General features: G+C 73.4%; 19 protein-coding genes. 4 read left to right on the top strand and 15 right to left on the bottom strand.

The window, feature by feature from the left end:
- Genes F9C41_RS31540 through F9C41_RS31555 form a run of 4 tightly spaced genes read right to left on the bottom strand, consistent with a single transcriptional unit; the run spans window position 1 to window position 4,677 of the window.
- Window positions 1–1,203 carry an aromatic ring-hydroxylating dioxygenase subunit alpha gene (locus tag F9C41_RS31540; RefSeq protein WP_155390460.1) on the bottom strand — a complete coding sequence of 401 codons (1,203 nt, stop codon included), beginning with the start codon at window positions 1,201–1,203 and terminating at the stop codon, window positions 1–3.
- Between the two features lie 3 nt (window positions 1,204–1,206).
- Complete coding sequence (locus F9C41_RS31545; protein ID WP_196280043.1) at window positions 1,207–2,175, bottom strand: alpha/beta hydrolase family protein; 969 nt, start codon at window positions 2,173–2,175, stop codon at window positions 1,207–1,209.
- Window positions 2,172–2,972, bottom strand: coding sequence for an oxidoreductase (locus F9C41_RS31550; protein ID WP_155390461.1), 801 nt, complete (start codon window positions 2,970–2,972; stop codon window positions 2,172–2,174). The genes F9C41_RS31545 and F9C41_RS31550 overlap by 4 nt, the downstream gene beginning before the upstream one ends.
- 7 nt (window positions 2,973–2,979) lie before the next feature.
- A complete protein-coding gene (locus F9C41_RS31555; protein WP_155390462.1) occupies window positions 2,980–4,677 on the bottom strand; it encodes a carbon-nitrogen hydrolase family protein in 1,698 nt (565 codons plus the stop codon).
- Window positions 4,678–4,765: 88 nt separating this feature from the next.
- Here F9C41_RS31555 and F9C41_RS31560 point away from each other — a divergent pair, with 88 nt between their 5' ends.
- A complete protein-coding gene (locus F9C41_RS31560; protein ID WP_155390463.1) occupies window positions 4,766–5,047 on the top strand; it encodes a Dabb family protein in 282 nt (93 codons plus the stop codon).
- Window positions 5,048–5,049: 2 nt separating this feature from the next.
- Here the strand turns inward: F9C41_RS31560 and F9C41_RS31565 are convergent, their stop codons facing one another.
- Entirely contained in the window at window positions 5,050–5,616 is a 567-nt protein-coding gene (locus F9C41_RS31565) for a dienelactone hydrolase family protein (RefSeq protein ID WP_155390464.1), read from the bottom strand.
- A 110-nt stretch (window positions 5,617–5,726) separates the two neighbouring features.
- Here F9C41_RS31565 and F9C41_RS31570 point away from each other — a divergent pair, with 110 nt between their 5' ends.
- Window positions 5,727–6,203, top strand: coding sequence for a TspO/MBR family protein (locus F9C41_RS31570; protein ID WP_155390465.1), 477 nt, complete (start codon window positions 5,727–5,729; stop codon window positions 6,201–6,203).
- 61 nt (window positions 6,204–6,264) lie between these two features.
- Here the strand turns inward: F9C41_RS31570 and F9C41_RS31575 are convergent, their stop codons facing one another.
- Window positions 6,265–6,870, bottom strand: coding sequence for a TIGR03086 family metal-binding protein (locus tag F9C41_RS31575; RefSeq protein WP_155390466.1), 606 nt, complete (start codon window positions 6,868–6,870; stop codon window positions 6,265–6,267).
- Between the two features lie 97 nt (window positions 6,871–6,967).
- On the opposite strand from F9C41_RS31575, the gene F9C41_RS31580 reads away from it, so the two are divergent.
- Window positions 6,968–7,609 (top strand): TetR/AcrR family transcriptional regulator, encoded by a 642-nt coding sequence (locus tag F9C41_RS31580; RefSeq protein WP_230690158.1) that lies wholly within the window; start codon window positions 6,968–6,970, stop codon window positions 7,607–7,609.
- Between the two features lie 8 nt (window positions 7,610–7,617).
- Here the strand turns inward: F9C41_RS31580 and F9C41_RS31585 are convergent, their stop codons facing one another.
- The 7 genes from F9C41_RS31585 to F9C41_RS31615 form a co-directional block, all read right to left on the bottom strand.
- The gene (locus tag F9C41_RS31585) at window positions 7,618–8,142 is read right to left on the bottom strand and encodes an RBBP9/YdeN family alpha/beta hydrolase (RefSeq protein ID WP_155390467.1); all 525 of its coding nucleotides are present in this window, start codon (window positions 8,140–8,142) and stop codon (window positions 7,618–7,620) included.
- Between the two features lie 31 nt (window positions 8,143–8,173).
- Window positions 8,174–9,622, bottom strand: a complete 1,449-nt coding sequence (locus F9C41_RS31590; RefSeq protein WP_155390468.1) for an aldehyde dehydrogenase family protein — start codon at window positions 9,620–9,622, stop codon at window positions 8,174–8,176.
- An 82-nt stretch (window positions 9,623–9,704) separates the two neighbouring features.
- Window positions 9,705–10,850 (bottom strand): FAD-dependent oxidoreductase, encoded by a 1,146-nt coding sequence (locus F9C41_RS31595; RefSeq protein WP_155390469.1) that lies wholly within the window; start codon window positions 10,848–10,850, stop codon window positions 9,705–9,707.
- Window positions 10,851–11,009: 159 nt separating this feature from the next.
- The gene (locus tag F9C41_RS31600) at window positions 11,010–11,864 is read right to left on the bottom strand and encodes an isocitrate lyase/PEP mutase family protein (RefSeq protein WP_155390470.1); all 855 of its coding nucleotides are present in this window, start codon (window positions 11,862–11,864) and stop codon (window positions 11,010–11,012) included.
- Entirely contained in the window at window positions 11,861–13,336 is a 1,476-nt protein-coding gene (locus tag F9C41_RS31605; protein WP_155390471.1) for an aldehyde dehydrogenase family protein, read from the bottom strand. Before F9C41_RS31605 ends, F9C41_RS31600 begins: the two co-directional genes overlap by 4 nt.
- Entirely contained in the window at window positions 13,333–14,619 is a 1,287-nt protein-coding gene (locus tag F9C41_RS31610) for an acyl-CoA dehydrogenase family protein (RefSeq protein ID WP_155390472.1), read from the bottom strand. Before F9C41_RS31610 ends, F9C41_RS31605 begins: the two co-directional genes overlap by 4 nt.
- Window positions 14,620–14,655: 36 nt before the next feature.
- Window positions 14,656–15,642 (bottom strand): flavin reductase, encoded by a 987-nt coding sequence (locus F9C41_RS31615; protein ID WP_155390473.1) that lies wholly within the window; start codon window positions 15,640–15,642, stop codon window positions 14,656–14,658.
- 140 nt (window positions 15,643–15,782) lie between these two features.
- Here F9C41_RS31615 and F9C41_RS31620 point away from each other — a divergent pair, with 140 nt between their 5' ends.
- The gene (locus F9C41_RS31620; protein ID WP_230690159.1) at window positions 15,783–16,595 is read left to right on the top strand and encodes an IclR family transcriptional regulator; all 813 of its coding nucleotides are present in this window, start codon (window positions 15,783–15,785) and stop codon (window positions 16,593–16,595) included.
- Window positions 16,596–16,598: 3 nt separating this feature from the next.
- Here the strand turns inward: F9C41_RS31620 and F9C41_RS31625 are convergent, their stop codons facing one another.
- The gene (locus tag F9C41_RS31625; protein WP_155390474.1) at window positions 16,599–17,354 is read right to left on the bottom strand and encodes a hypothetical protein; all 756 of its coding nucleotides are present in this window, start codon (window positions 17,352–17,354) and stop codon (window positions 16,599–16,601) included.
- A gap of 155 nt (window positions 17,355–17,509) precedes the next feature.
- The gene (locus tag F9C41_RS31630; protein WP_155390475.1) at window positions 17,510–18,217 is read right to left on the bottom strand and encodes a hypothetical protein; all 708 of its coding nucleotides are present in this window, start codon (window positions 18,215–18,217) and stop codon (window positions 17,510–17,512) included.
- Window positions 18,218–18,293 lie beyond the last annotated feature (76 nt).

An 18,293-nucleotide genomic window follows, 5' to 3' on the forward strand; every position in this document is an offset into this window, starting at 1 on the left:
TCACTCCTCAGGGGTGGAATCGGACTCGGCCGCCGCGGCCGCGTCCCAGGCGGCCTGGACGGTCGGGTGCTCGCCCCGGGCCTTGTGCACCCAGGCGCGGGCCAGCTCGGGGTTCTCCCGGCGGGCCGGGGACGCGATCACGGTCGCGGTGCGGCGCGGCACGTCGCCGGTGATGCTGTCCTCCTCGGACAGCAGCCAGCCCTTCTCGGCCAGCTCCTGGCGGCGGCGGCGGTAGTGCACCGCGATCAGGTCGCTCTTGATGTGCAGCTCCGCGCCCAGGTCGAAGGGCAGCAGCTCGGGCCGCACCTTGTTCACGACCTCCGCGTCCTCGTAGAAGATCTTCAGGGTGCGGCTGATCGCGTTCTTGTCGGCCCACCTGCCGGTGAAGAAGGTGCGCAGTGCGACCCACTTGACCAGCGTGGTCGTCTCGTCGATCGGGATGTTCGTGTCGTAGATGATCAGCTCGCCGATCGGCAGCCGAACGTGCAGCTTGATCATGTTGGGCAGCATCCAGCCCGCCGACGTGCGCACCGGTGGCCGGTTGTTCAGATCGCCCTTGTTGCGGTTCAGCGCCGCCCAGATGCCCTTCGGCCGCGGCGGGTACAGGTCCACCGTGGCGAACGCCGACCACTCGTCGGGGGTCTCCAGCTCGTACTCGGCGACCTCGGGGCGCTCCGGGTTGCCGAACGCGCCCGCGTGCACGAACGGCGCGTGCGCGATGTCGCAGCCGTTCTCCAGGATGCGCTCGTAGTTGGCCTGCCACAGGAACTCGCCGGTCACCGCCCGGAAGCGGCCGCCGTTCTCCTTCAGGTCGTCGAACTCCGGCCACACCGGGATCGGCGGGCGCTCGGACTCGGGCAGGTCGCCCATGAACACCCAGACGAAGCCGTACTTCTCCTGCACCGGGTACGAGTCGACGCGGGCCTTCTTCGGGATGCCGCGGCCGGGCAGGTTGGCCGGGATCTTCGTGACCTGGCCGTCGGCGTCGTACTCCCAGCCGTGGTACGGACAGACGAGGCAGCCGTCCTTGGTCCAGCCGCCGGACAGCGCCGCGCCGCGGTGCACGCACAGGTCGCTCAGCGCGACCGGGCGGCCCTTCGGGGTGCGGTAGAGGGCCAGGTGCTGGCCGAGCACGGTGACGCGGGCCGGCTTGACGGTGACCCGGTCGGCGAACTCGACCGCGTACCAGAAGTTCTTCAACATCGGTTACCTCCGCTGGATCGACGCGACGCCGCCGTGGTCGGCGAGTTTGTCCCATTCGGTATACGACGCCTGATCGCCGGTGAGGTGCATCCGGCAGAACGTGCCGAGCAGGTCGGCCAGCAGTTCGCGGTGGGCCGCCGGGTCGCCGTCGGCGGGCTGATCGAGGAAGGCGCGCGCGGCGGTGTGGTCGACCGGGTGCACGATCGCGAAGTGGTTCGCCCCGGCCAGACGTACCAGCGCGTTGTCGCCTCCCCGGTCGGGCAGGGCCTCGTCGAAGGTCCGCGTGATCGGGTCGCGGCGGGTGGCCGCGTCCTCGCCGTAGCGGTCCGCCGAGCCGTTGATGACGCCGTCGTTGGTGCCCGCGACCAGCAGCACCGGGCAGTCGGCCTGGGCCGGCAGCACGGTGCCCGCGGGCCAGCCCAGCATGGTGGCGACCATGGTGTGCGCGCCGTAGGTCGCCACGGCCTTGACCTCGGTCACGAACCGCGCGGACTGGAGTGCGACCGTGCCGCCCGCCGAGTGTCCGATCAGTGCGACCCGTTGCAGGTCGAGCAGCCCGGCGACCGGCCCGGTCATCGCGGCCAGCGCGTCGAGCACCGGCCGCAGCGACGGCGTGGTGGGCCGCTTGCCATAGCCGTCGGGGCGGGCCGCGTCGAGGTCCACGCCCGGCGTGATGCCGTGCAGGCCGCCGAACAGCGTGCCCACCCAGTCGTAGGTCACCGCGACGATGCCCTGCTCGGCCAGCCGCACCGCGAGCCAGCGGTACGCCTCCTGGCCCACGTTCACCCCGGACACGATCACCGCCACCGGGTACGGCGCACCGGCCGGGTCGGCGGCCATCACGCCGGACAGGCGCTCGCGGTCCGAGCCGTCGGGCCGCGCCGGGTAGTAGACGCGCAGGTGCGCGGTGTCGAACGGGGCCTCGTGGCCCGGGATCGTCGTGGCCCACCAGACCGAGCGGATCACCTTCACGGCCGGGCCAGCTTCCGGTCGCCGCCCCACAGGCCGCGGACCAGCTTGTCCGTGGTCTCCTGGCCGAAGAAGCGCACACCCATCACGTTGGCCGGGTCGCGTTCGGCGATGTTGCGCCGGATGCGCAGGTCGGTCTCGGCCAGCGCGGCGCGCTCGTCCTGCGGCACCGGCGGGGCCTCGTCGACCCAGCGCAGCCACCGGTCCACGTGCTCGTGGGTGAGCTTGCGGACGATGTCGAGGTTGCGCGCGCTGCGACCGAACGAGTAGCAGTACGCCGTCGGGCTCAGGCTGGCGCGGATGAAGCCGGCCCGGCTGACGAAGTACTCGAACTCGGGGTCGGCGCGGTGGGCCAGCCAGTCGGCGTCGAGTGGGGCGTAGTAGCTGTCGTAGTACTCGCCGTCCGCCATGAGGTTCACCCGGGGCACGGAGTCGAGGTAGAACCAGCCCTCCGGCCACACCAGCAGGGCCAGGCCCAGGTGCGGCACCTTGACCTGTGGACCCAGCCAGACGGTCAGGTGCAGATTGGCGAAGCTCGCCGACGGGTTGCCCAGCCAGGAGTGCACCATCCAGTCGACCTCGGGTCCGCTGTACGCGGCCAGCGAGCCGCCGGGCCCGTCCGGGTACTGCCCGTACGACTCCAGCTCCAGAGTCGACGGATCACGCCGTAACTCGAACCGGGCGTCGATCTTCGCCTTCAGCTCGGCCAGCAGCTCCTGGTACAGGTGGAACGTCTCGTGCACGTCGACGGCGGGGGAGTTGTCCACCATGTCCTCGACGTGCCGCAGGGTCTCGGCCACTGCCGGTCTACCTTTCTGTGAGGGCTTGCACGAGCCGCCAGGGGCGGCCGTCGACGAGGTCCGTCTGCCGCGACACCTGCCGGTTGGCAGCCTGTGCCGGTGCGACATCGGCCCGCCCGGACACCTGACCGGCGGGCACGGTGGTGACGACCGGGTGGCTGATCCGCCCCGTGAACGGGCCCTGCCAAGCGGTCCACAACGTGAAGTCGGGCGACAACGCGAACACCGCGCTGTCCTGATCGAGCGGCGCGACGGCGACCACGTTGAGCCGGTTCTCCGCGGCCCGCTCCGGCAGCCCGAGGCTCAACTCCCACTGCTCCGCGGCCGAGAACGGCACCGCCACCACATCGGCGTCGGCGAGCGCGGCCAGCCGGAACACCTCGGGAAAGATCGAGTCAGCCCCGGACACCAGGGCCAGCCGTCCCCACGCCAGCTGCACCACACGCACCGCGTCGGCTTCTCCGAAGTCGTGCGCGGATGCCGCCGTCGCTCGGGTGGCTGCCGTCGTGGCAGACCCGGCCATCGCGGGGGAAGCCGCTGCGGCTGCGCCGTCGGTTCGACTGCCGGCGAGCTGTCCGGCAGTTGCGGCAGGGTGCAGCACAGGCTGGTGGGCGACCTCGCCGTTGGCGTCGACGAGGACCGGGCCGTTCGTCGTCGCGGTGACCGCGTGGGCGCTGGTGCCGTCGAGGGCGGCGGCGAGCAGCGTCGGGTCGGTCTCGGTGGTGACGATGAGGCGGGCACCTGCGGCGGCGGCGCGGGCGGTCTCGCGGACCACGGTCGCGGTGTCCCCGCGGACGACCGCGACGGACAGCGTTTCCGCACCGGATCCGTGGCGGCGGCCGGTCGGCGGGGCGGCGATGGGGGCGTAGAGCTCCGGGCGGCGGGCGGCGAAGATGTCGGTGCCGTCGGGGCGGCGCTTGTCGTCGGCCAGCGACGGGTCGATGTCGGCGATCACGACGGCCTCGCCGGTGCGCGGTCCCTTCGCGACCACCGTGCCGTCGGGGGCGACGATCTGACTCTCCCCGGCCCCGTGCAGCCACTCCGCGGGCACGCCCAGTGCGGCGCTGAGCCGGGGCAGGTGCTCCTCGGGCAGCAGCGGGCCGACCTTGTTGGCGGCGACGACCCAGACCTTGTTCTCGGCCGCGCGGACCGGGATGTGCAGGCTCGCCTCGTCGGTGGCGAACGAGTTGAGGCTGTTGAGCAGCACCTGCGCACCGCGCAGGGCGAGCCCGCGGGCCACCTCGTTGATGACGCCCTCCATGCAGGCGTACATGCCGAGGCGGCCGAGCGGGGTGTCCAGCACCGGCCCGACCTCGCCGGCCGGGTCGAGGTGGTCGTTCTCCGCGCCCATCAGCGTCTGCTTGTCGCACTGGCCGAGCACCGTGCCGTCCGGTCCGAACATGAAGTTCGTGCCGCCGGTGCGCCCGTCCGGGTGCGCGTGCGTGACGTTGATCTTCACGTACGCCTTGTGCTTGCGGGCGCGCTCGGCGACCGCGGTCAGGAACGGGTCACCGGGCCGGGTCGCGATGCGGTGCGCCTGCGCGCGATCGGCGTAGTAGGACAGGTGGTTGCAGAACTCGGGCAGGACGATCAGCTGCGCACCCCGGGTCGCGGCCTCGTCGATCAGGCGCAGGCAGGCGGCGAGATTGGCGTCGACGTCCTGCGACGCCGCGAGCTGCACCGCGGCAACCCGTACTGGAGCCATGTGGAGTCTCCGGTTCCCCTAGCGAAACGCTGTTTCCCGAAACTACACTCGCTGGGGCGTTTACAACAGGGGTCGACCGGAGGTCGTGATGCTTTCTCACGTGGTGCTGATGACGTTCACCGACGCAGACGATGCTGCCAAGGCGAAGGATCTTTTGGAAGGGCTGGTCGGCGTCGTTCCGCAGGTCCGAACGCTCCAGGCGCACCTGGACGAGCTGCACACCCCGGTCTCGGCGCACCTGTGCCTGATCACGACCCATGAGGACGAGGCCGACCTGCGCGGATACCAGGAGCACCCGGCGCATCTGGAGCTGGCGCAGTGGCTGCGCCCGCGCCTGGCCGCCCGGACGGTCGTCGACTTCAGCCAGTGACCTCAGCTCAGCGCGGCCAGGAAACGCAGGCAGCGCTCCCAGGTCAGCTCGCTGGACGCGGCGTCGTAGTCGGGTGAGGCGTCATCGGTGAACAGGTGCCCGCCCGCGTAGGTGAACACCTCCGGGTGCGTGCCCAGCCGGGCCATGGCCATCTCCCAGGCCATGATCGCGTCGGCCGACTCGTACTCGTCGCGCTCGGCGACGTGCAGTTGGGCGTCCAGGCCGGACGGCATCCGGCGGGGCGTGCCCGCGGTGCCGTGCAGCAGGAGCAGGCCGCCCACCCTCGGCTCGCGCTCGGCGATGGCCTGCGCGAAGCTCGCGCCCATGGACAGCCCGGCCAGCACGCCGCCCCCCGGCAGGTGCGCCGCCGCCTGCCGGGCGCGCTGCTGCACCACCTCCGGGCCGATCTCGCGGAGCAGCTCGAAGCCCTCGTCGGCGGTGTCCACCACGACGCCGTCGAACAGGTCGGGCGTCAGCACGGTGTGCCCCGCGGCCCGCAGTCGCTCGGCGGCGGTCAGCACGGCCGGGCGCAGCCCGATGACGGAGTGGAACAGCAGGACGTGGGCCATCCGCCCATCCTGACAGGCCGCCCCGACGCCCCGCGCGGCACCGATCCGCGAATCGACGCAACATCGCGGAACGCCGTTTCCCTGCCGGCCGGTTCGGCTATAGCGGAGTCATGACTGTGGCACGACGTCCGGCGGCACAGTGGTGGGCACTGGCGGGCTTCTTCGCGGCGGTGCTCGTGGTGGCGCTGGTCGGCGGGCTGGCGGTGGCGCAACCCGCCGACGACTACGCGACCCTGGCCCGCCCCGGCTGGGCGCCGCCGTCCTGGCTGTTCGGGCCGGTCTGGACGGTGCTCTACGCGATGATCGCGGTGGCGGGCTGGCTGGTCTGGCGGCGGGCCGGCTGGGGACCGGCCATGGGGGCGTACGCCGTGCAACTGGTCCTCAACGCGATCTGGACGCCGCTGTTCTTCGGCGCGGGTCAACGCGGCCTGGCGTTCGCCGACATCGTGGCGCTGTGGCTGGCCGTCGGCATCACCGTGCTGCTGTTCCGCCGGATCTCGAACGTCGCGGCCTGGCTGCTCGTGCCCTACTGGCTCTGGGTCACCTTCGCGGCCGCGCTCAACTTCAGCATCTGGCGGCTCAACTAAACGACGACGCCACCCGGAACCACCCCCGGGACCCCTGGCGGGGCCCAAGGGAGGGTTCGGGTCAGGACTGCGGCGTCCACTCGGGGCGGCGGCCCAGGTAGGCGAGCAGCACCGCGGTCGCGTCGGTGTCGGCGGCCACGGGCAGCTCGGCGGCGTACGCCCCGTAGGCGCGCAGCGGCTCGACGATCTGCTTCGCCACGGCGAGCAGCTGCTCGGCGTCCTGTGCGGTGAGCGGCGAGGGTCGGCCGGTGGCGACGGCGATGTCCCAGGCGTGCACCGCGGCGTCGAGCGCGCAGGCACCGGCGGCGACCCACAGTGGCAGCGGGCCCTGCGGCAGCGGCACGGGCACCTGCTCGGCGTCGGCGTCCACGGTCGCGAAGGCTGCCGCCGACGCGGCGAGCGCCTGCTCCAGCAGTGCGGTGGCGTCTCCGTCGATGTTGCCCGACGGCTGGAACGGGTCCTCGCTCGGCCACGGGCCGCCGGTGATGGCCGCGGCGTAGCCGATCTGGTCGCCGGTCGCGTGCTGCAGCACCTGGGTGACGTTCCAGTGCTCGCAGGGCGTCGGCAGGTCCCAGCCGTCGGCCGGAATCCCCGCCACGGCCGTCCGCAACGCGGTGTGCGCCGCGCCGAGCAGGGTGATCGCGTTCGTGCCGGTGATGGTGGTCATGGCTCCGCCCTTCGTCTCGGCAATTCCGGAACGGAATGCCTCGTTCCGTTTCAGCTTAGCAGAGCGGAACGATCCGTTCCACTGTTATCCTGGGCCGGTGACGGAGACGGACGCGGCCCCGCTGTCGGGACGCAAACAGCAGGCGGCGCGCAATGACACGGTCATCCTCGACGCGGCCCGGGAGGTGTTCCTCGCCGACCCGAAGGCGCCCATAGCCGCCGTCGCCGCGCGGGCGGGCGTCGGCATCAGCGCGCTCTACCGCCGCTACAGCGGCAAGGAGGAACTGCTGCGCCGGCTGTGCCACGACGGGCTGCTGCTGTTCACCGCCCGGGCGCAGACGGCGCTCGCCGAAGCGGACCCGTGGCAAGGCCTGACCGGCTTCCTGCAGGAGATCGTCGATGCCGACGTGCACTCGCTCACCGTGCACCTGGCCGGGACCTTCACGCCCACCCCCGAGATGGGCGCGACCGCGCGGCAGGCCGGCGAGCTGGTGGCGCGACTCGTGCAGCGCGCCCTCGCCGGCGGCAGCCTGCGGCCCGACGCCGTGCTCGGCGACATCACCCTGCTGCTGGAGAGCTGCGCCGCGGTGCGGGTGCCCGACCCCGCACGCACCCGCGAACTGCGCGCCCGCCACCTCGCGCTGCTGCTCGACGGCCTCGCCGCCGAACCCGACCGCACCGCGCTGCCCGGCCCCGCCCCGACCGCCCCCGAACTCAACTGGCGCTGGCGCACCCCCTGACCGGGGAGTCAGTGGAGTTCGGTGAGCAGGGATTGGCCCTCCGGCCAGGAGCCGAGGCCTGAGCCGGCGTTGAGGTGGCCGCCGCGGGGGACCACGACCAGGCGGGAGCCCCAGGCCCGGGCGAAGGCCTCGCTGCGCGGCAGGGCCGCCCACGGGTCGTCGTCGCCGGCGACGAGGATGCTCGGGAAGGGCAGCGGCACGAGCGGCACCGGGCGGAAGTTCACCAGCTCGGGCACGTCCGCGGTGTCCACATCGGCGGGCGCCACCAGCAGCGCGCCGCGTACCCGGGCGGTGTCGCCGCCACGGGCGACCCAGTGCGCCACGGTCACGCAGCCGAGGCTGTGCGCCACCAGGACCACCGGCTCGGGCGCGGCCGCCACGGCGGCGGCCAGCGTGTCGACCCAGTCGCCGACCAGGGGGTGGAACCAGTCGGCCTGCTCCACGCGCGAGAACCCCAGCTCCTGCTCCCACCGGGTCTGCCAGTGCGCCGGACCGGAGTCCTCGAAGCCGGGCAGGATCAGCACGCTCGTCACGTCAGCAGGGTAGACGGAACCCCACCCCGGATCATGACGCCGGGTACGCGTTCGCCGCCGCGCCCGCCCCGCCCGCCCGGAACGCGGCCGGTGCGTGTACGACGCAGGTCTGCGCGTACTCGGCGATGCCCTCGTCGCCGTACTCGCGGCCGTAGCCGGACCGTTTCACCCCGCCGAACGGCGCGCGCAGCGACATGCCGGTGCGGTTGTGCGTGTTGACGAACACGAACCCGGCGTCCAGCCGCCGTGCCACGGCGAACGCCCGCTCCTCGTCGGCCGACCACACCGACGCGCCGAGCCCCAGCTCACCCGCGTTCGCGCGGGCCACGAGGTCGTCCTCGTCGCGGTAGGACAGCAGCGGCACGGTCGGCCCGAACTGCTCCTCGGCGACCACCGGGGCGTCCTCGGGCACGCCGGTGACCAGCGCCGGCGCGACGAAGTGCCCGGCCCGCAGGTCGGTGCCCGGATCGGCCCGGCCCACCGGCAGCGCCCGCCCGCCGCGCGCGACCGCGTCCTCGACCAGGCCGGTGATCCGGGCCGCCGCCTCGGCGGTCACCACCGGGCCCATGCTCACCCCGGCGGCGAGCGGATCGCCCAGGCACAGCACCTCGTCGGCGGCCTGGCGGTACGCGGCGACGAACTCGTCGTGGCGGGCCGCGGGCACGTACAGCCGTTTGGCCGCCATGCACACCTGCCCGCTGGTCGCGAACGAGGCCATGACCAGCCGCCGCATCGGTTCCGGGGACAGGTCGGCGTCGTCGAGCAGCAGCACCGGATCGTTGCCGCCCAGCTCCAGCACGGTCGGCGTGGTGTGGGTCGCGGCCGCCGCCGCGACGACCCGTGCCGTCGCGGCCCCGCCGGTGAACGCGACCTTGCCGACCAGCGGGTGCCCGACCAGCGCGGCACCCGCCTCGGCGTCGCCGTGCAGCACCTGCAGCACCGCGGCCGGCAGCGCCGACGACATCAGTCGCACCGTTCGGTCGACGGCCAGCGGGGCGAGCGGCGACGGCTTCACCACGACCGCGTTGCCCGCCGCCAGCGCCGGGGCGATCTTCAGGAAGGACAGGATGATCGGGGCGTTCCACGGGGTGATCGCCGCGACCACGCCGTACGGCCGGCGGCGCAGCAGCAGCCGTCCCGCCGCGTCGTCGAGCGCCGTGTCGGCGAGCACCCGCGGGGCCTGGTCGGCCACCCAGCGCAGGAACGTCAGCGCGAAACCGAGCTCACCGCGGCAGTCGGCCAGCACCTTGCCCGACTCGCGGGCCAGCAGCTCGGCGAGCACCGCCAGGTCCGGCTCGACCGCGTCGGCGGCGGCCCGCAGCGCGGCCACCCGCTCCGCGGTCTCCACGCACGCCCAGCCCCGCTGCGCCGCGTCGGCGGCCCGCACCACGGCGTCGACCCGTGCCGGGTTCGCCGACGGCACGGTGCCGACCAGCTCGTACACCCGCGCCGGGTTGTAGCGCGCGATCCGCTCGCTCATGCCGCCTCCCCGCCGCGCACGGCCCGCGAGCCCGGCCGCCCGCCGCGCACGGCCTGCGGGGCCGGTCGTTTACCGCGGGCGCTCACGCGGGCACCGGGCGCAGGGAGGAGATCATGCAGGCGCGCAGCAGGTGGGCGCGGGCGCGGGCCGGGTCGGCCGCGATGGCGCGGATCTCGTCCAGGTACGCCGCGCGCGCCGCGGGCTCGGTGGCGGTGAGGCGCTGGTAGTTCTGGTGCGAGACGGTCTGCACGTACTCCAGCGCGATGCGGCGCCGCTGCGTCGTGGCCGGCCGGACCGCGCCGTCGCCGGTGACCAGCGCGCGGGCGTACGCCACCGCGTCGTGGATGCCCGAGTTCATGCCCAGCCCGCCCAGCGGGTTGTTGACGTGCGCGGCGTCCCCCGCCAGCAGCACCCGTCCGACCTGGAACGACTCGGCGACGCGCTGGTGTACGCGGTAGATGCTGGCGTGCGCGACCTGCCACGGCCGCCCCGGATCGGCGACCTGCCGCAGCCGCCCGTCGAGCCGGTCCAGCTCGTCGCGGTCGGGCGTGCCGTCGGGCGTCGGCAGCAGCACCCGCCAGTGATCCGGCGTACGCAGCAGCACCGACCAGTCCACCGGGTCGAACACGTAGTTGACCTCGGCGAGGTCGTCGAGCAGGCTCGGCAGGTCCTCGTCGGTGGACGCGACCAGGAAACGCTCCGGGTAGGTGATGCCCGCGAACTCCACGCCGAGCGAGCGGCGCACCGCCGAATGCGCCCCGTCGGCGGCGATCAGCCAGCCGCCGCGCTCGGTCCGGCCGTCGGCGGCCCGGACCACCACGCCGTCGGCGACCTGGTCGACACCGGCCACCGGCCAGCCGAAGCGGACGACACCCCCGGCGGCTTCGACCTCGGCCAGCAGGATCGGGGTGAGTTTGGACTGCTCGCACTGCACCCGGTACGGGTACGGCGTGTCCCGGGCGAGCACGCCCAGGTCGAGCGTGGCGACGTGGCCTGCCCGGTCGCGGTGGGCGAACGTCGGCGCGATCAGGCCCCGGGCCAGCAGCGCGTCGACGACGCCCAGCTCGGCGAGCATCTCCAGGGTCGGCGGGTGGAACGTCGACGCCCGCGACTCGGCCGCCAGGCCGTCACCCGCCTCCAGCACGGTCACCGCGACACCCTGCCGCGCCAGCGCCAGCGCGGCGGTCAACCCGACCGGCCCCGCCCCGGCCACGATGATCCTGCTCATGCCCTCTCCTCCCGGCTTCCGGTCATGCTGCGTCGCTCGCTTTCGATGAGGGAGCGGGGTCGCGCCCGCTCCGCCATGCGATAGACGTTGGCCTATCTGATCGAGTGTCCGTAGATCGAACTCGATCTGATAAGCCAACGTCTATGAAAGGGGGGTTGGTCATCGGCTGTTCTTGGCGTCCAGGGCCAGGGCTTCGTCTTGGCCGACGAGCCCGGTGAACTCGGCCCAGGGCAGCCGGTCCGTGCTCGCCCTGCCCGCCGTGGCGATCTCCCGGTAGGCGCGGGCGGCGGCGTGCAGGGCGGCCAGCAACGGGGCGACCGGGTGCAGCACGAGGCGCACTCCCACCGCGGCCAGCGCGGCATCGCTCGCGGCGACGGTGTGCCCCGCTGCCTCGGACCGGTTCAGCACCAGTGGCACGCCGGGCAGCGCCGCCTGGGCGCGGGCCAGCTCGTCGAGCCCGGACACACCCTCCAGGAACACCGCGTCCGCGCCGGCCTCGGCGTAGCTCCGACCACGGGCGATCGCGTCGTCCAACCCGGTCACCGTGTACGCGTCGGTGCGCGCCACCACCACGATGCCGGTGCCGTCGGACACCACTGCCCGGATCTTGCGGGCGGCTGTGTCTGCGTCGACCAGTTCCTTGCCCGCGAGGTGGCCGCAGCGCTTCGGCATCACCTGGTCCTCCAGGTGCAGGCCGGACACGCCCGCCGCCGCGTAGCGCCTGGCCGTCCACACCGCCTGCAGCGCGTCGCCGTAGCCGGTGTCGGCGTCGGCCAGCAGCGGCACGCCGCTCAGCGCGGGCGTGATCCGGGCGGCGCGTTCGGCGATGTGCGTGCCGTGCACGTAGCCCAGGTCGGGCAGCCCCAGGTCGAGGGCGGCGCAGGCGGCCCCGGACAGGTGCGCGGCCCGGTGCCCGGCGCGTACGGCCAGGGCCGCGGTGGGCGGGTCGTACACACCGGGCAGGTGGGTGACGCCGCCGGAGGCGAGCAGGGCCCGCAGCGCCGCGGCGGTCACGGGCGGCCGTGCAGCGCGAAGCCGCCCTCGACGCCGACGACCCGCGGGTTGGTGAAGAAGCGCAGCGTCTCGGCCGTGCCCTCCTCCGAGTATCCGGACAGCCCCCACGCCGGGCGCGGCGTCAACAGGTGCAGGCTCATCACGCTGGACCCGTTGACCTTCACCTCGCCCGCGCGCAGCCGCCGCGCGACCGCGAGCGCGGCCTGCTCGTCGGCGCCGGACACGTACGCCTCCAGCCCGTACGGCGTGCCGTTGGCCAGCGCCACGGCCTCGTCGACGGTCGTGTAGGTGTGTACGGCGGCGACCGGGCCGAAGATCTCGTGCGTGGTGTGCGCCGGTTCGACGCCGGTGACCAAGGTCGGGCTGAGGTAGTTGCCCCGATCGGGCACGGTCATCGGCGCGTGCGCGGTGCCGCCGTGGCCGACGAGCGCGTCGCGGGCCGCGGCGACCCGATCGCGGTGTCCGGAGTGGACCAGCGGGCCGAAGTCGGTGTCCGGGTCGAGCGGTGCGCCGACCCGGAGTGCGGCCAGCCGGGACAGGGTCGCGTCGAGGATCTCGGCGGCCCGGTCGGCGGGCACGATCAGGCGGCCCAGCGCCCGGCACCACTGCCCGTTGAGTGTGGTGAGCAGGTCGGCGGCGGCACGGGCGGCATCCGCGGTGTCCGCGTCGGGCAGCACCAGCAGCGGGTTGTTGCCGCCGAGTTCCAGCTGCACCGGCTTGATGTCGTACGCGCAGGCCGCCGCGACGGCCCGACCGCCGGCCAGCCCGCCGGTGAACGACACGGCCCGCACCCGCGGGTCGCTTACCAGCCGCGTGCCGGTGTCCGCGTCGCCGTGCACGAGCTGGAACAGCCCGCCGGGCAGCCCCGCCTCGGCCAGCGCCGCGTGCACGGCCCGCGCCAGCAGTTGCGTGCCGTACGGGGCGTACTCGCTGGGTTTGACGATCGTGGGGCAGCCTGCCGCGAGCGCGTTGGCGGCCTTGTGCGCGGCCATCGGCGCGGGTGCGTTCCACGGCACCAGGCAGGCCGCCGGTCCCCAGGGCAGCCGGTCGACGTGGGCGAGGCGGCCGTCCTCGCGCGGCATCGCGCTGCTCAGCCAGCCGTCGCGCAGCTGCATCGCGGCCAGGCGGAACGCGCCGCCGAGGATGACCGACAGCGGCATGGTCTGCGAGATCGGCACGCCGGTGGCGAACGACTCGATCGCGGCGATGTCGGCTCCGGCCGCCTCGACCCGGGTCGCGACCGCGTCGAGCACGTCGGCGCGCTCGGTCGCGGGCAGGCCGGACCAGACGCCGGAGTCGTGCACCGCAGTCGCCGCGGCGACGGCCGCGTCGACCCGGGCGGGGTTGCTGCCCACGGCCGCGCCGACGGGCTCGCCGGTGGCCGGATCCTGCAGCGTGAAGCCGAGCGGGGCGGCACAGGCCTGCCATTGCCCGTCGACCAGGTCGGCGACGGCCTCGGGCCGGGCGCTCACTTGGGCACGCTCGCGAACAGGTCGTTGGAGCGGTCGGCGGTGATCATGCCGGCCGCCTCCAGCCGGCCGCGCTCCGGCGGGAAGGTCATGACCAGGCCCATCGACAGGTCACGCAGGGCGCGGCCCATGGTCCCGTGCAGGGTCGCGCCGGACGTGCCGCACGCCTTGACCGCGCCGACCGCGACCGCGAACGCGTTCTCGCAGATGGAGCCCTTGGCCAGCCGCCACTGCCGGTAGACCTCGGCCTTGGGCGCGATGGGCGGCTCGGACGTCTCCAGCAGCAGCTGGCGGCGCAGCCACAGGTACGCCGTCTCCAGGTTCTCGGTCATGTCCCCGATGATCACCTGGTGCATGGGGGACTCGGCAATGGGCCGTCCGGTGTCGGCGAACGTCTTGCTGGTCAGCCGCTGCAGCGTCTCGTCATAGACGCCCTGGGCGCAGCCGACGTACACGGCGGTGATGGCGAGCTGGTTGCCGACGAAGCTGCCCCGGCTGCACTGCAGCATCTTCACGAACGCGCCGGGCACGGTCAGCGCCTCGGTCGCGGGCACCCACACGTCGCGCAGGGTGATGCCGTGGTTGGCCGAGCCGCGCATGCCCAGGCCGTCCCAGGCCGGACGAGAGGCGACGCCCTCGGCCTCGCGCGGCACCAGGAACAGGGCCAGCCCGGCGGCCGTGTCGGTGCCGTCGAGCCGGGCGGTGACCAGGTAGGTGTCGGCGACGCCGGTGGCGCAGCCGAACGACTTCTCGCCGGTGATCAGCCAGCCCTCGACGCCGTCGCGGGTCGCCGGGCGGGCCGTGGTGGAGATGGCGATGTTGGCGCTCGCGCTCTTGACCGACTCGCTGGCGAAGTTGGCCAGCCACATGCCGCCCGCCATGCGGCGCAGCACCTGCTCGGCGAAGGCCCGCACCACCGGCCCGTCGCCGTCGTCGAACAGCCCGGCGTCGATCGCCTCCAGCGGCAGCAGCCCGCGCGACGCGCTGGTGTTGTGGAAGAAGAAGGCCAGCGCGGTCGACGGGCAGGCGCTGCCCATGGCGAACGTCGCCGCGGCCAGGTCGCGCAGTCCCCCGCCGAGACCGCCGTACTCCTGCGGCACGACCAGGCCGAGCAGCCCCGCCTCGCGCAGCAGCGCGACGTGGCCGACCGGGAACTGCCCGGACGCGTCGGCCTGCTCGGCCGCGGCGCGCAGCGCGGGCAGCACCGCTTCCACGCGGGCCGCGCGGTCGAGTTCGGCGTCGGTCATGTCGTCGACGAGGCGCTGGCCGATGAGCCGGTCTGCCATTTCTTGCACTCCCTTGTGGATGGTCAGGCGAGTTCTTCAGGGGCTGAGGCCGGGCAGCGGCGCGCATGCCACACCGAGTTGCCGGGCCAGCAGCAGCAGGTCCTGCGCGGGCAGGCCGCCGGAACCGGGGTCGAGCACGGTGTCGAAGCGGTGGACCCCGCTCTTCATCGCCACCAGCGCGTTGACCAGACCGAGGCCGTGGTGCGCGAGCAGCCGCACCCGCACCGGCGCGGGTCGGGTGCGCACCACCGCGTCCTGTAGCACCCGGCGCACCTGCAGCGGGGACGCCGGGCTGGTCTCGGCGCAGCCCAGCGTCACACCCGGCAGCCCGGCCAGCGCGTCGATCGCGGCGAGCACGTCGGCCTCGCGCGCGGGGGAGAAGGCATCGGCGACGTACGCCAGCACGGGCGCGTGCGCCGCCGCGGCCGCCACCTGCGCGACGTCGCCGTGGTCGCGGACGAGCAGCGTGTGCGCCTGTTCGGCGGCGGGATCGTCGAGCACCGTCATGGTGATCTCCTCGGGCAGCGGGTCGGCCAGCTGGCCCCACGCGCGCGAGTGGAACAGCAGCGGCGCGGTGATCCGCGGCACCGCCGCGTCGACGACCCGGCCGACGAAGATGGTGTGGTCGCCGCCGGGGTACGCGTGCTCGACGGTGCAGTCCAGGCGGCCGGTCGCGTCGGCGAGCATGGGGCAGCCGGTCGGCCCGGTCAGCCAGTCGAGTCCGGCGAAGCGGTCCTCGCCCGGTCGCGCGCCCGCGAAGCGGCGGCCGATCTCGGCCTGGTCCTTGCCGAGGAAGCTCAGCGCGAACACTCCTGCCTGCTCGATCATCAGCCGGGTGGGCAGATGATTGCCCAGGCAGACCGAGACCAGTGGCGGATCGAGGCTGACCGAGGAGAATGAGCTGGCGGTCATGCCGTGGGGGCGGCGGGCGCCGTCCGGCTCGGTCACCATGGTGGTGACCACGGCGACGCCGCTGGGCCACTGGCTCAGCACCGAACGCAGGTGTGCGCCGTCCACCGCCATCGCCCTCCGTTTCGCATTAGGAAACGCTGTTGCCGTGAAGGTAACGACTCGGTCGCGCACCTGTCAACGCCCGTGCGGCCTCTGCGCGCGGAACGCGGCTGGATCTACACTGGCGACCGTCCGCGCTCTCAGGAGGACCCGTGCCCACTGCCGCTGCGAAGTCGACCGTCACCGCTGACGACGACAGCCAGTCCCGCTCCATCGCCGCCGTCGAGCGCGCCATGGACGTGCTGCTCTACTTCGGCCGCAGCGGTCACCCCGACCTGGGCGTCACCGAGATCGCGACCGCGCTGGGGCTGACCAAGGCCGCGGTGCACCGCATCCTCACCGCGCTGCGCAGCCGCGACCTGATCACGGTCGACCCGGTGACGCGGCGATACGCCCTCGGTCACGCCGCGGTCTCGCTGGGCCGGGCCTACCTGGCCCGCACCGACCTGCGCGCGATGGCCGCGCCCGAGCTGCGCCGGCTCGCCGAGGCGACCGGCGAGACGGCGACCCTGTCGCTGCGCCGCGGCGACACCCGCCTCTACGTCGACCAGGTCGTGCCCGACCAGGAGCTGCGTATGGAGGTGACGCTCGGCATCCCGTACCCGCTGCACGCGGGCGGGTCGTCGAAGGCGTTCCTGGCCTTCCTGCCCGACAGCGACGTCGACGCCTATCTGGAGCGCCACCCGCTGCAGCCGCTGACCGACAAGACCGTCACCGACCCGGCGAAGCTGCGCAAGGAGCTGGCCGCGATCCGCAAGCGCGGCTACGCGACGTCGCTCGGCGAGCGGCAGGCCGGGGCCGCGTCGATCGCCGCGCCGGTGTTCGACCACGACGGTCACGTGGTCGCCGTGCTCAGCGTCGCCGGCCCGGCCGCGCGCTTCAAGCCCGAGCAATCCGGCAACGCCCAGGAGTTGACGGCCGCGGCCGCCCGGATCTCGGAGCAGCTCGGCTACGTGGCGGCCTGACGGTCAGAGCCGTCGGCGGCGGCCGCCCTGCGGTTCGTAGCGGCGGGTGCCGTCGTATCCGGCGTGCTCGGCTTCGGGCCACTGCCGGTCGACGGTGTCGGCGTCGGTGAAGTCCTTGCCCTTGCCCTTCACTGCGCGGTAGGTGAGCAGCGCCGCGACGAAGAAGATGCCCTGGGCCATGGTGTTCATGCCCTGCTGCACCCACTGGAAGGCCAGGGCGTCGCTGGCCGCGTGGCCGCGCAACGGGACCAGCACGATCACGGCCAGCACGCTGACCGGGAAGAGCCCGGCCGCGAGCGCGTTGCCGTGCTTCCAGGCGCGCACCGTGCCGAGCACGCTGATCCAGATCACGATCGCGGTGGCGAAGACGAACGCGGGCTGCACCGATCGGGCCTGCACGGCGAGGGTCGCGACGCCCGTGCCGATCAGCAGCAGCGGCCAGCGCCACCACCGCAGCGACCGGTGCAGCGACAGCGCCAGCAGCAGGCCGCCCGCGGCCAGCAGCGGGAAGAGCAGGTCGTCGAGCCAGTCGACGTCGATCGACCAGGCGGCGTGCAGCAGCTTCCAGGTGGACTTCGACGCACCGCCCGCGCCCATCAGGACGGCGCCGACCCGGCCCAGCGCGGACGGGGCCAGCAGCAGGAACCCGGCGAACGCCAGCAGCGTGGGGGCGAAGTCCTCCACCGCCAGCGCCACGCTGAGCGCGGGGGGCTGCTCCTCCGCCGCCGACGCCAGGATCGGCAACACATCCATGAACATGCGCGCGAGCCTATGCGCATTCAGGGACATCGTTCCAGCCTGCGAAACAGACAAGAATCCGACGGTCTACTTTGGATGTTCCGACCTTGCGCGGACGACTTCCCTGCGCAGTTACTTAAGGGTGGTCCTCCCTGGCCGCCCCGAGTCGCCGGCGGTCACAACTCCGCGAACGGCTTCAGGACGCCGAGGGCGGCGGCGGCCAGCACGCTGCCCCAGATGCCCCACACGTACGGCAGGCACCCGTCGATGGACCGCTTCAGCGCGCTCTCCACCTCGGGCGTGGAGCCCGTGGTCATCAGTGCGCCGAAGGCCGGGCCGAACGGGCGCAGGGTCAGCCGGATGCCCAGGCCGCAGCCGATGGCCACGGTGTAGAGCAGCAGCTTCGCGCCCAGCCAGCGCGGGTTCGTGTCCACCCCGAACGGCCGGTCCGCGACCAGCGTGTAGGCGGCCGTGGCGCCCAGCGCCGCGATCAGGGTGAGCCGGATCGTCCAGTCGGCGCGGCGCACCCACGGCCGGCGGCCCGGGTGGTGGTGGTCGGTGATCGTCGCGGCCAGCCACGCGGCGGCGAACAGCCACACCGCCACGACGACCGGCCAGCCGAACGGGTTGACCCCGAACACCGTCGCGCCGTGCGGTTCCAGGGCCATCAGCGTGACACCGCTGGGCAGGAACAGCACCAGGCAGATCTTCGGGCCGAGGTCGAGCCCGCCCATGATCTTCAGGGCGGTGGCGCGGGCGGCGGGAGTGAGGTCGGGCCGGAGGACGAACCGGCTCGACCAGAACACGCCCAGGTCACCGCCGAGCCAGAAGACGAAGAGGATGATGTGGAGCAGAATCCACCAGCCGTGCGTATGCGATCCCACCGCGTAATGGAAACACTGATTCGCTGTGAGAAACAAGCCCTTGACGGGCTGCTCAACGCATGGCTAGCGTCGGCGC

The organism is Catellatospora paridis, assembly GCF_009720365.1.
Lineage (GTDB): Bacteria > Actinomycetota > Actinomycetes > Mycobacteriales > Micromonosporaceae > Catellatospora > Catellatospora paridis.